The sequence below is a fragment of the Paenibacillus sp. UNC451MF genome (genome assembly GCF_000686845.1).
Taxonomy (GTDB): domain Bacteria; phylum Bacillota; class Bacilli; order Paenibacillales; family NBRC-103111; genus Paenibacillus_S.
Map to the genome: position 1 here is coordinate 114,831 of NZ_JMLS01000002.1, position 15,203 is coordinate 130,033.

General features: G+C 46.3%; 15 protein-coding genes. 9 read left to right on the plus strand and 6 right to left on the minus strand.

The window, feature by feature from the left end; all coding sequences use genetic code 11:
• The first annotated feature begins 97 nt into the window (after positions 1-97).
• The 6 genes from BP97_RS0103670 to BP97_RS35160 all read left to right on the plus strand — a co-directional run bounded on the left by BP97_RS0103670 (position 98) and on the right by BP97_RS35160 (position 5,815).
• Positions 98-331: a hypothetical protein gene (locus BP97_RS0103670; protein WP_028547890.1), complete on the plus strand. Its 234-nt coding sequence runs from the start codon at positions 98-100 to the stop codon at positions 329-331.
• A gap of 265 nt (positions 332-596) precedes the next feature.
• Complete coding sequence (locus tag BP97_RS0103675; RefSeq protein ID WP_028547891.1) at positions 597-1,394, plus strand: TerC family protein; 798 nt, start codon at positions 597-599, stop codon at positions 1,392-1,394.
• A gap of 278 nt (positions 1,395-1,672) precedes the next feature.
• Complete coding sequence (locus BP97_RS39520; protein WP_081823918.1) at positions 1,673-1,852, plus strand: hypothetical protein; 180 nt, start codon at positions 1,673-1,675, stop codon at positions 1,850-1,852.
• 246 nt (positions 1,853-2,098) lie between these two features.
• Positions 2,099-3,889, plus strand: a complete 1,791-nt coding sequence (gene pepF, locus BP97_RS0103685; protein WP_028547892.1) for an oligoendopeptidase F — start codon at positions 2,099-2,101, stop codon at positions 3,887-3,889.
• A gap of 106 nt (positions 3,890-3,995) precedes the next feature.
• A complete protein-coding gene (locus BP97_RS35155; RefSeq protein ID WP_051620342.1) occupies positions 3,996-4,322 on the plus strand; it encodes a LapA family protein in 327 nt (108 codons plus the stop codon).
• Between the two features lie 161 nt (positions 4,323-4,483).
• Positions 4,484-5,815 carry a sensor domain-containing diguanylate cyclase gene (locus BP97_RS35160; protein WP_051620343.1) on the plus strand — a complete coding sequence of 444 codons (1,332 nt, stop codon included), beginning with the start codon at positions 4,484-4,486 and terminating at the stop codon, positions 5,813-5,815.
• Positions 5,816-5,911: 96 nt separating this feature from the next.
• Here BP97_RS35160 and BP97_RS41380 read toward each other — a convergent pair whose 3' ends face one another.
• A complete protein-coding gene (locus tag BP97_RS41380; RefSeq protein ID WP_269321899.1) occupies positions 5,912-6,037 on the minus strand; it encodes a hypothetical protein in 126 nt (41 codons plus the stop codon).
• A gap of 41 nt (positions 6,038-6,078) precedes the next feature.
• Entirely contained in the window at positions 6,079-6,906 is an 828-nt protein-coding gene (locus BP97_RS0103705) for a DUF92 domain-containing protein (protein ID WP_036745465.1), read from the minus strand.
• 139 nt (positions 6,907-7,045) lie between these two features.
• On the opposite strand from BP97_RS0103705, the gene BP97_RS0103710 reads away from it, so the two are divergent.
• The gene (locus BP97_RS0103710) at positions 7,046-8,221 is read left to right on the plus strand and encodes an HD domain-containing phosphohydrolase (RefSeq protein WP_231506204.1); all 1,176 of its coding nucleotides are present in this window, start codon (positions 7,046-7,048) and stop codon (positions 8,219-8,221) included.
• A 35-nt stretch (positions 8,222-8,256) separates the two neighbouring features.
• Here the strand turns inward: BP97_RS0103710 and BP97_RS0103715 are convergent, their stop codons facing one another.
• From BP97_RS0103715 to BP97_RS0103725, 3 genes are all read right to left on the minus strand, one after another.
• Positions 8,257-10,224, minus strand: coding sequence for an ATP-dependent DNA helicase (locus tag BP97_RS0103715; protein ID WP_028547895.1), 1,968 nt, complete (start codon positions 10,222-10,224; stop codon positions 8,257-8,259).
• A gap of 72 nt (positions 10,225-10,296) precedes the next feature.
• Positions 10,297-10,926: a fumarylacetoacetate hydrolase family protein gene (locus BP97_RS0103720; RefSeq protein ID WP_036745522.1), complete on the minus strand. Its 630-nt coding sequence runs from the start codon at positions 10,924-10,926 to the stop codon at positions 10,297-10,299.
• 155 nt (positions 10,927-11,081) lie between these two features.
• Complete coding sequence (locus tag BP97_RS0103725) at positions 11,082-12,686, minus strand: CapA family protein (RefSeq protein ID WP_231506205.1); 1,605 nt, start codon at positions 12,684-12,686, stop codon at positions 11,082-11,084.
• A 322-nt stretch (positions 12,687-13,008) separates the two neighbouring features.
• On the opposite strand from BP97_RS0103725, the gene BP97_RS0103730 reads away from it, so the two are divergent.
• Together BP97_RS0103730 and BP97_RS0103735 are read left to right on the plus strand one after the other, a co-directional pair.
• Positions 13,009-14,223 (plus strand): MFS transporter, encoded by a 1,215-nt coding sequence (locus tag BP97_RS0103730; RefSeq protein ID WP_028547898.1) that lies wholly within the window; start codon positions 13,009-13,011, stop codon positions 14,221-14,223.
• 33 nt (positions 14,224-14,256) lie between these two features.
• Entirely contained in the window at positions 14,257-14,439 is a 183-nt protein-coding gene (locus tag BP97_RS0103735; protein WP_028547899.1) for a hypothetical protein, read from the plus strand.
• 81 nt (positions 14,440-14,520) lie between these two features.
• Here BP97_RS0103735 and BP97_RS0103740 read toward each other — a convergent pair whose 3' ends face one another.
• Positions 14,521-15,156, minus strand: a complete 636-nt coding sequence (locus BP97_RS0103740; RefSeq protein WP_028547900.1) for an O-methyltransferase — start codon at positions 15,154-15,156, stop codon at positions 14,521-14,523.
• Positions 15,157-15,203: the final 47 nt, after the last annotated feature.

Below are 15,203 nucleotides of genomic sequence, written 5' to 3' on the forward strand. Positions count from 1 at the left end.
CTATTTTATGGCTATTTTACAAAACCCAAGCTTGATTTCCTCCCCCCGTTGAGGTATGATTCAGCCGATATCTTGTTGAAGAAATGGAGCTAGACGGATGATTAAAAAACATTTAATTTATAAACGCGACAAATGGAATATGCTAACGGTTGAGGTTCACGGTAAAACGTTAATTTTACGTGAAATATCCGACCAATGGGGTGAAGAGTGCCATACCTTTCTTAGCCGACCCGCTATGATGCATTGGGCAGAAGACCGCTTTTCGAAGGAAAAGTTTGGAGGCACTGAGGAAGAATGGACTGCCATCATGCAAGCCTTTAAAGAAGTATAGCTTATTTTTCCTGATAAGAGGGCTTGACTTCAGGCTTGTCCACCTCATATAATAAACTTAATTACATAGGACGTCCTCCAAAGGGGAGTAGCTGTCACAGTAAAGTCGTCAGTTCGGGTGCAAACCCCGGCTTTATTGGCAACGAAACGTTGTTAGCAAGACCTTTGCCTATACGGTAGAGGTCTTTTGTGTTTACTTAAGACCTTTACCGCGTACGGTAGAGGTCTTCTTTATGTAAACCAACTAACGAAGGAGCGGATTGGACATGGAGTGGTTAGACCCGACATTTTTCACGGCATTATTAAGCATTATTTTGATCGACCTGGTATTAGCAGGTGACAATGCCATCGTTATCGGACTTGCAGCAAGAAATTTACCCAAGGAGCATCAGAAGAAAGCAATTATTTGGGGTACTGTCGGGGCTATCGTCATTCGCGCAGTTGCCACACTGATTGTTGTCTGGCTGCTGAAGCTGCCGGCCCTGCTGCTGATTGGCGGCGTCGTCCTGATATGGATTGCCTATAAGCTTCTGGTAGATAAAAAAGATCACGACATTCAAGCGAAAACAAATCTATGGCCCGCTATTCAAACGATTATTATCGCCGATGCGGTAATGGGCTTTGACAATGTCATGGCTGTTGCCGGCGCTTCTCACGGAAGCTTTTTGTTAGTCGTAATTGGCTTGTTGATCAGTGTTCCCATTATGGTATGGGGCAGCACGTTGTTCATCCGCTGGATGGAGAAATTCCCATGGATTATGTATATCGGCGCAGGTATCCTGGCCTTCACTGCCGGTAAAATGCTGACAGAAGACCCTATGGTTCATACCTGGTTCGAAGCCAATCCTATTGTAAAATGGTTATTAGTGGTAGTCGTAGTCGCCGGGGTTATGATCGCCGGGTTGTGGAAAAAGCTGTTCGGTTTTTTCGTATCAATCAATGACAATGGACACTTGACCATTCCTCAAGAGCTTGTGGAAGAAGCCGATATTCATCCAGATGACAGCTTCCTCGCAAGACGCGATGAAAAAGGACGTTTGGTTCTTGTAAAGTCCAACGGTTAATTTCAGCTATTTGACTCCCTACTCTCTCACCTGCATTAAGGCTCTGAGAGATTGGGGAGTTTTTTCATTGTTACCAGGCACGATCTAATGACTACGAGCAGTTCTGTTTTCCCTCCCGAGCCCGTAGAATGATCTTGGAGGAAAACCTGTTCCTTCCTCTCCCCCTATTAAACCCAAAAACAGGATTTATGTGCAGCGCGTCGAATTGGTTGTAACACAGTCCTTTTTACTACTTGGACATACTAAACCGATCCGCCGTCAGATGAGGTGATTTTTACATGAGCAATTCAACTTCTATCCTTACTTTCATCATCGTATCCTTCTGCTTCGCCCTAATCTTAATTATGAAAAGAGAAACTTTACCTAGCGGCATCAAGCGTCCTCTTGCCATCCTTGCTCTCGTCATGGTGGCTTTCTCTTTCTCGCTGATTGTCTACAGCTTCTTCAGCTTGCACTAACCGTTGGTCCAGGAGAAGAGTTTTTTCTCCTCCAGTAGGACATACAACCTGTTTTACTTCGATTAAAGATTCTCTTATAATATATCTACAATCCGGTCATACTAGGAAAAAAATTGCAGGGGCGTGAGCACTATGCGTTTTTTTCCGTTAGTCATGACAGGTATCCTGTTTGCCGGAACGGTGCTTTCAGCTCCTTTGCCGGCAGACGGCTCAACTAAACCATCCAAAATTACGAGGAGGGCTCCCATGAATCAAGTACTTAAGAGAAATGACGTACCTGCCGAGCATCGCTGGCAACTGGAAGACTTGTTCCCCAACCAGCAAGCGTGGGACAAAGAGTACCAAGAGGTCAAGGAAGCCTTGCAAAAAGCAGGCGCTTTTCAAGGCAAATTAAAGGATCCTGCCGCTATCAAGCAATGCTTTGAGCTGGAAGACTCTATCTCGTTACATATGGAACGACTCTACGTTTACGCTAACATGAAGCATCACGAGGATACTGCTGATTCCACGTATCAAGCATTATCCGATAAAGCCAAACGATTAAGTGTAGAAACCGGCGAGGCCTTATCCTTCATCTCTCCCGAAATCTTAAGCTTATCAGACGATGAGCTGCATAAACTGATCAACAATCCAGAGCTTAAGTTCTACAAACGTACTTTGGATGAAATGATTCGCGAGAAGCAGCATGTACTCTCCAAATCGGAGGAAGCACTGCTTGCTCAAGTGGGCAATTTATCTCAAGCTCCAAATACGATCTACGGCATGTTAAATAATGCTGACTTGAAATTTCCTAAAGTGAAGAACGAGCAAGGGGAAGAAGTTGAACTAACGCACGGCCGCTATATACAATTTCTTGAAAGCCGTAACCGTGAAGTGCGTAAGGATGCTTTTCAAGCGATGTATGCGACTTACGGTAAGAACAAAAACACAATTGGAGCAACGCTAGCTGCGAATGTAACGAAAAATATTTTTTATTCCAAGGTGCGCAAGTATCCTTCGACTTTGGAAATGTCCCTTTACGGTGACAATATTAATAAAGAAGTGTACACCAATCTGATTGATACAATCCATCAATCGCTGCCGTTAATGTACCGGTACATGGAGCTTCGCAGAAAGCTACTTAAGGTCGACGAGCTGCATATGTATGACCTTTTTGCTCCATTGGTGGACGAATATAAAATGGACATTACATACGAGCAGGCGCAAGCAACCGTTAAGGAAAGCTTGAAGCCGCTTGGTCAGGATTACCTCAACATATTGAGTGAAGGCTTTAAAGACAGTTGGATTGATATTTACGAGAATGAAGGCAAACGTAACGGTGCTTACAGCTGGGGCGCCTACGGTACGCATCCTTATGTTCTGCTGAACCATAAGGATAACTTGAACAGCATGTTTACCCTCACCCATGAGATGGGTCATGCGATTCATTCGTACTTATCCGATGCCAATCAGGAATACCGCTATGCTCAATATACGATTTTCTTGGCGGAGGTTGCTTCAACCCTTAACGAGGCGCTCCTTATGGATTATTTGCTCAAGAAATCAACCGATCCGAAGGAAAAAATGTATTTGCTGACCTATTACATGGATCAGTTCAGAACGACCGTGTTCCGTCAAACCATGTTCGCCGAATTCGAGAAAATCATTCATGAAAAAGCAGAGCAAGGCGAATCCCTTACTCCGCAGGATTTCAGTAAAATTTATTACGACCTTAACGTTCTTTACTACGGCAAAGATATGGTGGTCGATAAAGACATCGAGATGGAATGGGCCCGTATCCCCCATTTCTATAACAGCTTCTACGTGTATAAATATGCTACCGGTTTTTCGGCGGCAACCAGCTTCGCCAAACAAATCCTTGAAGAGGGACAGCCGGCAGTGGACCGCTATCTCGGCTTCCTGAAGAGCGGAGGCAGCGACTACTCCATCAACATTTTGAAACGTGCTGGCGTGGATATGTCGACTCCGGAGCCTATTCAACAAGCTATGGATGTATTCAAGGACTTGCTTGAGCAGATGGAACAGCTGGCCAAGTAACGTTGTACTGCAAGGCTGCGGACATGATTCATGTTGGCAGCCTTGTTTGTTATTACAATTTTAATCTGTTCTTCATCAGTCCATCCTAGAGGAGGGGGTCCAATATATGAAAGCGCAATGGATGTTTATTTTCATCTTATTATTTGCCCTGATTACTGCTATATTTGCCGTTATCAATGTCGAACCTGTTCGGGTTCAGTTTCTATTCACTCAAGCCGATATTCCGCTTATTCTCGTTATCCTTAGCTCAACTCTACTTGGGGGCCTGATAGTAGGTCTGATTGGCCTAATCCGTCAGTACAAGCTGACAAGATCCATCAAACAGCTGGAGAAGCAGCTGCAGGAGCTTAAAATGGGATCAGCTGAGAATACCAATAGTCCGGCAGTTACGGAGCCACCACTAACTACACCTCCAACCCAGACCGGGCCATAGCAATACCAATATTTCTGATTAGTTTATTGAGACTTTTGGGGAATGGTTAAAATAAGTCCGTTTTTTTCCAATTTTTCATTGATCTATCCTCTATCATTCATTACAATAAAGCTAAACCATGCTACCAATTATTGCACAATATGCAGGAAGGACTCCTCCATATGTTAGAACCGTTGAAGGAAGTCGAAGAGCAGCAGCCTTACACCATCAGCGAGATGAACCATACATCCACCCCTTTTCTATCGGATATATTGGAGAATATTACAGACGGTATTTTCTGTTTGGATGACTTCGGACGTTTCACCTACTTGAACAGTACGGCTGAGAGCTTGTTAGAACGAAGCCGCACAGACTTGCTGGGCGCTTCGATTTGGACCTGTTTTCCCGAATCATCTGGAACTCCTCTGTATGATTATTATTTAGCAGCTGTGACAACCCAGACCCCACAAACGTTTGAACTATGGTTCGCTCCGCTTAACAAGTGGTTCGAGGTTCGCACCTATCCTGGAAGGCAGATGTTTACTACTTATTTTCGTAATATTACGATGAGCAAAAACAACGAAATAGCATTGCGCGAGAGCGAAGAAATGTACAGGATGATTACGGAAAACTCTACGGATATGATCTCAAGAATTGCCATGGACGGAACCTACCTATATGTCTCACCAGCCACCAAAACATTGTTAGGCTATGAGCCGGAAGCATTGATCGGCAGCAACGTCTTTGCTATGCTGCATCCGGATGATTTTCGATTTGCAGACGAGCTTACAGAAAAAAGTTTAAACGACGTGCGTATCGATTTAGGCTCCTACCGTATTCGCAAAAAGGATGGGACTTATATCTGGTTTGAAACGACGGCACGGACGATTCTTGATAACAGCGGATTGAATAAAGAAGTCATTACGGTTTCCAGAGATATAACTGCACGCAAGCATGTGGAAAAGCAGCTCCGTGAAACGAACGAGCTGCTGCAAAAAATATCGACCGTTGATGCTTTAACCGGCGTAGCGAATCGACGCGGTTTTGACGAATGCTTGTTGAAGGAATGGAAGCAAGGAAGCCGAATGTCCACTCCTTTATCGCTTATTCTGGTCGATATTGATTTCTTCAAACGATATAACGATTCATACGGACATATTGAAGGGGATTTTTGCCTAAAGCGAGTTGCCGAGTCATTAAAAAAAGCGGCCAAGCGGCCGGGTGATTTCATAGCGCGTTACGGCGGAGAAGAATTCGTCATCATTCTTCCCTCTACTGATGCCCTAGGAGCCCGGACCGTTGCCGAGCATCTTCGGGAGCAAGTGGAACTGCTGCAAATTCCTCATACCCGCTCTGAGCACTCACCCTATATTACAATTAGCTCCGGTACAGCGACCATGATCCCTAATCATGACACCGAACCGAGCGAGCTGTTCCTCCGTGCAGACAAGGCATTATATCAAGCCAAGCAGGAGGGTAGAAATGTTGTCAGACTGTATCACCGGGATGAATAATCCAACTTAGCCGCAGGTTCAAATGGATCAGCGGCTTTTTGGTTTCATTTTTTGTGATTTCTTTTCCCACAAATGACGCAAACTGTAAAGAGCAGCCTATCGATTCAAGCTGCTCTCATCAGACATTTGAACGGAGGAAGTCAAAATGATTATAACGGTCATTTGGGTCGTCGCTATTGTCGCTGTCTTCTCAATACTTGGAATATTGATTTGGTTTTTCAAGAAAGCATATTCCCGCTAAATAAAAGGAATTAAAGGGTGGTCTAGAGCAGCCTGTACAAAGCAATACAGATCGCTCCTCCCAAGAAGGAGCTTATCATATTGACAGCATCATTCGTCATAAACGAAGCTCCCCGAATCCGTTCCGCCTGCGTTTGGCAGTGTAGACTCTTCTCTATCTCCTTGCCGCACACCTTGCACCGATACATAACCTGACAAACAGCCCCTAACCATGAATCAATTAATGAGCCCGCTAACCCACCGCATGCGCCAAGAAGCAGTATCCCCCACCACGATACCGCCCCTTCAACAGAACTTTGCTCTCCTCCATGCTGGAGATAGAGCAATGCCCAGGCAGAAATGCCAATCACAATGCCTCCAGCCAAAGAAGCTGCTAGCCCAAGCCAAGTTACGCCTCCTGAGGTTCCTGCCGGGACCCTGCGGCCATTAACTATGGATCTGGGCAGTGATCGGCTAAGCCCTCCGATTTCCGTCGCCCACGTATCTGCATTGACTGTCGCCATGATACCTATATATGCAGCCCACCAGAACGGATGGGGCCATAAGCTGTGCCCTATGCATAGGAGCATGCCGATTCCGCCGTTCGCCAATACTTGTCCGGCATCTCTTCGACCTGTTTTCGCATAATTTTGTTCTACGGCAGCCTTACGGCGCTGCTTCCATTTTGACAATAGTGAGGAAGTAATAAAAAACACAATCAGCGTTCCAAACCACGGGAAGCTGCCGAATACATACATGATGGTCCCAACGATGATAGCTGCAGCGGCGCCTGATGCGGATAATGATCTTTTGGAGTAGGCCGCCAGTGCTATAATGAAGCTGCAAACTAAACCGATCACCCAGTCCAACATTCATACCCCTCCTTATCGTTTTCTGCGAAAAAATTATTTCATAAGCCATTTCTTTTAAACTAATGATTTACAGATCTTTAGTCATTATAATATGATTTTCATAGCTGGAAAAATAGAGTCCCTTCGGGAGGATAATAGCGTGAATAGTGATCACCCTGTGAAAGCGCTCGAAAAGAAAAATGAACTTGACCCTCAGCAGCTGCTCCGGATTATTTTTGACTATGCATCCAAAATAACAAATGAGCGACGCTTGGATTATTTGCTTCTCTTGATGGCGGATATGGGAAGAGAAATGATCTTAGCTGATCGGTGTACCGTGTGGCTGCTGGATAAACAAAAAAATGAGTTGTATTCCAAGGTTGCCCATGGGGTCCCACCGCTTAGAATGCCTGCCAGTGCCGGCCTTGTCGGTCACTCCATCGCTGCCGGATCACCTATTTTCATTAATGACGCCTATGAAAACGTCGAATATAAGGAAGTACTGCTAAGCGGAGCCATAGCCATGGATAAGCAGACCGGGTACCGCACCAAATCATTGATGGTTATTCCGTTTCACAATAACGAAGGCGAAATCATGGGAGCGTTTCAGGCTGTAAATAAGCTGACCGCGGATGAAGCATTTTCCGAAAAAGACGTTGAATATTTGTCTCTGGCGGCATCCTATGCAGGGAAATCGCTCGAGTCCGCGCTGCTATCCCATGAAATCGAGGAAACACAAAAAGAAATCATTTATATGATGGGAGAAATCGGTGAAAGCCGCTCCAAGGAAACCGGCAACCACGTGAAGCGCGTTGCGGAATATTCATACATAATAGCCCTCGGTCTCGGAATGAGTCAAGAGGAGGCCGAGCTTTTGAAAATTGCTTCTCCGATGCACGATATCGGCAAAGTGGCCATACCCGACGAGCTATTGAAAAAGCCAGGCAAGCTGACTGTTGAAGAGTTCAACGTAATGAAAACCCATGCCGAGATTGGATATGGGCTGCTCAAAAACTCCAGCAGGCGAATCTTAAGAACAGCTGCCATTGTAGCACATCAGCATCATGAAAAGTGGAATGGGACCGGCTATCCTCTTGGGCTGAAGGGCGAGGAAATCCATATTTACGGCAGAATTACGGCTATTGCCGATGTGTTCGATGCCTTGGGTACTCAACGGGTCTACAAGGAAGCATGGGAGCTTGATCGTATTCTTACCTTGTTCCATGAGGAACGCGGACAGCACTTCGACCCTCGGGTTGTTGATACGTTCATGGAGCATTTGCCTCGATTGCTGGAAGTGCGGGAGGCTTACTCCGATTCCATGCCCGTAACATAATAACAAAACAGCCATGCGAATGCATGGCTGTTTTATTACATCGTCAGAGAAGGCTCCACAGTTTCCTTCCATTGCACTCCCGGCGGCATCAAAGCCGCGATGTGTTCCCACACAGCGTCCAGCTCCGGATTCTCCTCGCTGAAAATCGCTATAATGCCACGGTCCTCACGGGAACGGATCAAACGCCCCATTCCTTGTTTTAGTCGAAGCAGCATATACGGTAAATCAACCTCATCGAAAGGAGCGCTGGACGCCTGCCGTTTGGCCATAAAGACCGGATCTTGAGGAGGGAAAGGAAGTGACCAAATAATCACGTTAGATAATGAAGGCCCCGGCACATCCAACCCTTCCCATAAGCTGACCGCGCACAGGATACTATGCTCGTCATTTTGGAAAGCGGCTATCAGATGGCTAATTTCTTGTTCTCCTTCAAATCCGAAACGCATGCCTCCGCATTCTGGATAATTAACAATTTCTTTCTTGAATCGCTGCAGCTCATCTTTGGTCGGAAACAGGATCAAGGCTCTTCCTTCCGTTTGAACCAATAAGCGGACGGCCGTCTTCATTTTCTCAGAGAACGTTCCCTTGAAGGACCATTTGGGCACGATAACCTCCATTTGATTCTCATAATCATAGGACGAAGCCACAGAAAAAGACAAATACTTGTCAATGCCCAGACTGTCCGCTACATAATCAAAAGAACCGTCAACCGATAACGTAGCAGAAGAAAATACGACCGGCATTTGAGAGCTGAATACTCCCTCACGCAGCACTTCTTTGACCATTCTCGGCATAATCACCAGAGATAGCCCATTAACGCTTTCGGTTACCCAGCAGATCACGTTATCAGATCCGTGAAATAGAGCAAGCGCCTTTTGCATCATTTCCAAGTGCTCTTCAACAATGCGCAGCTCGTATTCATTCAAGGTAAACAGCTCGCTTTCAAAAACAAGCTCTTCCTCAATCTCTGTTAACACATTTTGAAACTTCTTAATTTCTTGAAGCAGCTGATCATTCAATAGAACCTGCTTTCGTTCTGAACCTACAATCGCTTTGCTCTGGCTCTCCAGCACCTCGAACATCATTTCACTCTGCATAATAGCTTCATCAATGAATACAGCCAACGATTCTCGTACCTCTCCTTTTAGAAGCCTTGTAATAAGCTCCTCAAATACTACATGCTTCAGTTTATAGGTCAGTGCCTTTTGAGCAGCAGATTCGAGTAAATGCCCTTCGTCAAAAACAACAGCGCAATGTTCCGGGAGCAAAGGCAGCTGGCCTTCACGCTTCCTTCCCTCATACGTCCACACATGCTCCATGTAGAAATCATGAGAGCAAATGATTAAATCGCCTGCTTTGCGATAATGGTCTCGTGAAAGCGTCTGACCACAGCGGTGACGTCTATCGCACACGAAGCAGTCCTGAAAGGAATCCCAGTTCATCTTGTTCCATTGTTGGTCGTTTAGCTGCGGATAGTTTTTCCGGTCCCCATAGGCATAGAACGATTGTAACGTCTCACTAGAATGAACGAACTCAGGCAGCTCTTCGTACACCTCACCGTAGGTGTCTATGTCTTCATGTCCTAATCTTGCTTCATCCAGCTTGACCAGGCACACATACTGATCGGGGGACTTGCCCAATCTAGCATCAATCGCCATACCCAAATAACGCGACAGCTTGGCGATATCTCCTTCCGGCTTCACCAGCTGCTCAATCAGCGATTCGTCCGCACAGGCGATAACTGCTGGCTTTCTCATATATCGTGCGTAGCATATGGAATATAGCAAGTACACCAATGTTTTGCCCGTACCTACTCCCGCTTCTGCGAAAATGGTCTGTTTCTCCGCAAATGCCCTCTCAAGCTGAAAGGCCATATAAATTTGTTCATCACGAACCTCAAAACCGGACTCCGGTAAAATATCATAAAATACATCCGCTATCCAATTCCCCACCTGTTGAATAAAAGGCTGAGAATGGTCATATTCAAAAGGATACCGCTTCAAAGTTAATTTGCCCCCATGATGTTCAAGATGATAAAAAGGATACTGGAATCCCTCCCGTATCCTTAATCTTTATTAAACCAATTGAATCGTAAATTCTCCGAACAGCTCTTCGCCCCATAGAAGCTCCATACGCTCACCGGATGACACGGCTGCAACCCCTGCCGGTGTACCGGTATAAATAATATCCCCAATGCCTAGCCCATAATGCTTGGCTATGTAATCAACAATGACTTGAAGGTTAAATATCATATCATTGATATTTCCACGCTGTGCCTCCACCCCATTGCGACGTAAAGAAAACTCCGTTTTCTTGATTTCGTCAAATCCCGGAAAGCTATGAAATTGGGTGACTGCAGCCGAGTTCAGAAATCCTTTGGCAGGCAACCAAGGCTGACCCTTCTTCTTAATAACCGATTGCACATCGCGAAGAGTAAAATCAATACCTAGCGCCATTTTGTCGACCAATTGATCCACCGTTACTCCTGGCTTGTAGTCAGCGCCTATGTGTAGAACCAGCTCCGTTTCAAAGTGAACTTCTCCACGGTCACCTGGAAGTGCAATAGGCTGTCCTTGTATGGATGCTAGCGCATGAGTTGGTTTGGTAAAAATCATCGGTTCATCGGGCACTTCATTCCCCAATTCTGCAGCATGCAGACCGTAGTTGCGGCCGACGCAGTATATATTGCGAATGGATTCCATCATAGTCATTCCTTTGCTCTCAATATAGTCACATTTCTTTAGCATAATCGAATAGCGCCAAAATCTCAATGGCAGCCTTATTTAGGAGGCACTCATTCATCCTCATTGAAAAAAGTGAAGGCATCTATTTATAAGATATCCTTCACTTGAGGCATACGTTACTCCTGCTTATTGCCCGAGTCCGGAGTAGGCGACGGTTTGGGCGAGGTCTTCGGCTTCGCAGTCGGTTTCGGGGTCGGCGTAGGGGTCGGCTTGGTTTTGGGGGTTGATGTGGGGCTCGGCTTTGGCGTATTCCGTGGTTCATTTGACTTAGAGGACGAATTATCGGAATGGCTTCCGGAGGACTTCGACGTTCCAGTCTCTGAAGTTATACCGGATTTCTGCGATGGAGCTCCCGTTTCCTTCTTCGTATCCGCTGCCGGCTTTTTCACAACTGGTGTCGGCGTAGGGGTCGGTGTTGGCTTCGGAGCAACAGGACCTTCGGTAATTTTACCTTCCTTGTCTACCTTAGCGTTGATGGAAATAGTACTTAATTTATCAAACAGCTTGGCTCCGTCTTCCTCCGTCATTCTTACAGGCTGCGCCCATTTCGTTAGAATCGGCACCATCTGAAGCTCACATGTCCGTTCTTTCGTGCAGACCGCATCCAGAACCATGCTTTCCCATGTGGCCGGCTCCTCATTCGTGGTAAATATAAAATTGCCCATACTGTAGGCGATCCATTTGCCTTTATACAGTTCGAAGCCCTGCACAACATGAGGATGGCTTGCTACGACAAGATCAGCCCCCTGATCGATATATTTGTGAGCAAGATCGGTTTGTTCCTTGACCGGACGATCTTTGCGCTCCACGCCCCAATGAGCGATAACTACGACCAAATCAGCCTCTTGACGAGCTTTGGAGATTGCTTCTAGCGGAAGCTTCGAGTTATAGGTTTCGGCAACACCAGGCTTATTCTTGCCCGCATACCAATCCGAGTTCTCAGCTACTCGGCTGAAGCCAAGAAAGGCAATTTTGATCCCGTTGCGCTCCATAATCACTGACTGATAAGCTTCATCGATATTGCGCCCGGTTCCGACTCGCTTCATGCCTGCTTTATCCAACTCGTCCAGCGTATCAAGTAGCCCTTCTTGACCATAATCCATAATATGATTATTGGCTGTGTTCACCAGATCGATACCTGCCGCTTGCAGTGCCGGAAGAGCTTGCGGGGAAGATCTATACACATAATCCTTGGTTTGAGCGCTTCCTCGCTCAGTGAGCGGGGTTTCCAAATTGGCGACCGTGATGTCCGCCTTGGACAAGTAATCCTTCACATAGCGGTAAGGGTAATCCCAGCCGTTCTTCTTCAGAATGTCCTCTACTTTACTGGCAAACATGACATCCCCGACGAAAGTAAGCTTTACGCTCTCTTTGTTGTTGTCCGTGGCTTCTGCTGCTGGAGGCTCTTTTGACGTATTGTTAACCACAGAATTCGTGTTGTCTGTTCCTGCGTTACTGGCATTTCCAACGGATGTTCCATTCTGAGTGGCAAAGGAAACCCCCGACCCCTTTGGCGATACTTCAACTGGAGGTCCTGCAAGCTCAGGGGTATCTTTGCTGGATAACCAGTTCATTAAATAACTGAATGAGGCCAGCGTCAACACGCCGAGAATACCGAGTGTGATCCATGTTTTACGGTTGTTCTTCTTCTCTTCCAGCTGTTTTTGAGAGCGGGTTTCATTTAATTCATTTGATTCATTCACTTCACTTGCGTTATTCACTTCCTGCTGGATTTCGGATCGTGATTCTTCTATGATGATCTACCCCTTTTTAAAGATGCTGCATCAAAGACAATAGTCCTTTAGTATCTACAGAAATCAGGAAAACGAAGACCTTCTGCCATTATACCAAAACTTCCCGATCGGGTCATGGAACCAATAACCTATATAGCCTCTCCCCGGAATGAAGCCTGCCCAAGTTAACATAAGTACAAAATGTGAATATTTCCCATGCTTGTGATACAATAAATGATAGGCTCTGCTATTTAACTAAATCTCTACTCAAGACGCAATTTATTGACAGCAGGAAAAGAGGAGAACCGTTTTGGCAAGATGGCAAATTAATTTAATTGTACTATGGATCGGACAATTTTTGGTGATGAGCGGTATGACGATGATTACCCCTTTTTTACCGTTGTACATCCAAGAAATGGGCTTATCGGATCCACATCAGATCGCAATGTGGTCCGGCTTCATATTCGCGGGTAACTTCGTTACATCTTTCTTATTCCAGCCTTTATGGGGAGGACTCTCGGACCGCTACGGGCGTAAAGTGATGCTGCTGCGTTCCGGCTTCGGGATGGCTATCGTCATGACCCTTATGGGCTTTGCAACAAGCCCTTGGCAGCTTCTCGGGCTCCGTATCATGAACGGTGTGATTTCAGGCTTTATGCCTGCCGCCGTCGCTCTTATGTCCACGAATACACCCAAAGAAAAAATCGGTTTTGCCATGGGCACTCTGCAATCGGGCGGGGTAGCCGGCTCCATTCTAGGACCGTTTATCGGTGGACTGTTAGCCGAATGGGTCGGTTTTCGACCTATTTTCTATATCACAGGACCGCTGTTGTTCTGCGCTTCACTGCTAGCCATGTTCCTCGTGAAGGAGAACTTTGACGCAGCCGCAGCTAAGAAAAAAGCGAACATTTCCACCATCGAGGGCTTCAAGGAATTGAATAAAACGAAAGAACTGCCTGCCCTTTATGCCGTTACCTTCGTCATACAATTTTCAATGCTAAGCTCTATGACCTTGATTCCTCTATTTGTTCAGGATCTGCACGGCAAAGGAGAAATGCTAGCCTTTTACGCGGGACTGGTCGGTTCGATCACCGGGTTTTCCAACATGGTTGCCTCGCCGCTGCTGGGCCGTCTTAGCGACAAAATTGGGTCCGTCAAAATATTGGCAGTTTGCCTGGTTGGTGCGGCAATCTCCTTTATCCCCCAGGCCTTTGTCACGAACATATGGCAGCTGTTTGCTGCAAGGTTCATGCTAGGCGTATTTATGGGCGGTATGCTGCCCTCGGTCCAAACATTAATAAGCAACTTTTCACCTAAAGGAATGGAAAGTCGCGCTTACAGCTTTAATACCAGCGCCTTGAGTCTCGGCAACATGCTTGGTCCGGTTATCGGCGGCGTATTGTCCGGATGGATTCACATTCAAGGTCTGTTTATTATGGCGGCAGTTCTGCTGTTCGCCAACGCTTTATGGGTACGCAAAGCACTGTTTAACCGCCAGGCCCGCTCTGGAGAGCCATCTCCATAGACGGTATGATCCATTATGTTTCGGAGGTGCTGAATGAAAGTGAGTGTCAAAAAGGTTCTGTTCGTCATCGTATGTGCAGAACTGATGATCTGGTATTGGGCCCAAATGGACATCCGGGATCAGAACCGGCAAGTCGTCTACCATCAAAACATCCACGAAACGGAAGCGCCTCAGAAACCGCATGGTAACGGAGCTGCACTTAAAAAAGCGTCATAGATTGAACACGACTATTTATAGAAAAGCCGCTAACGCTGAACCCCAAGAAGGAGCCAGCATTAGCGGCTATTTTTTTCTGACTTAGCGAACTCTTGCGATGGCCAACCCGTCATAGGCTGGCAAAATAACGCCTTCTAGTCGCGGATCGCTGGCGATGCTCTTATTAAACTGACGCATCTTAACAATCCGGTTGCCCTTCTCCTCAGGATTCATGCTGCTTCCGTGCATCAGAGTATTGTCCCCGACAATAATTGCGCCCGGATTAGCCAGCTTGATCGCCCACTCCAAATAATTCGGATAATTGCCCTTGTCCGCATCGATGAAAAACAGATCAAACTTGCGTCCTTCCGACTCGAGCTGTGACAAACTGTCCAAAGCTTCACCTACCCGGTACTCCACCTTGTCTCCAAGTCCTGCTTCCTTCAGATTACGATACGCCATGTCAGCGTACTCCTGCTTCAGCTCCAAGGAATACAATCTCCCCTGCTCTCCTAAACCCCGCGCGAGACATATGCCGCTGTAGCCTCCGAGCGCTCCGATTTCCATTACACTGCGCGCACCTGTCATTTTAACAAGCAGCGTCAATAGCTTGCCGTAGCCTTTGGCAACCGATATATCCCTCATGCCACTATCGGCAATACTTTGTGTTACCTTCTCCAGCTGCTCATCCTGTTCCAATAAAGATTCTACATACTGCTCCGCCGTCGACTGTTCCATACTGCCATTTCCTCCCGAATCATTGTATAAACGCAACGTTTATCCTA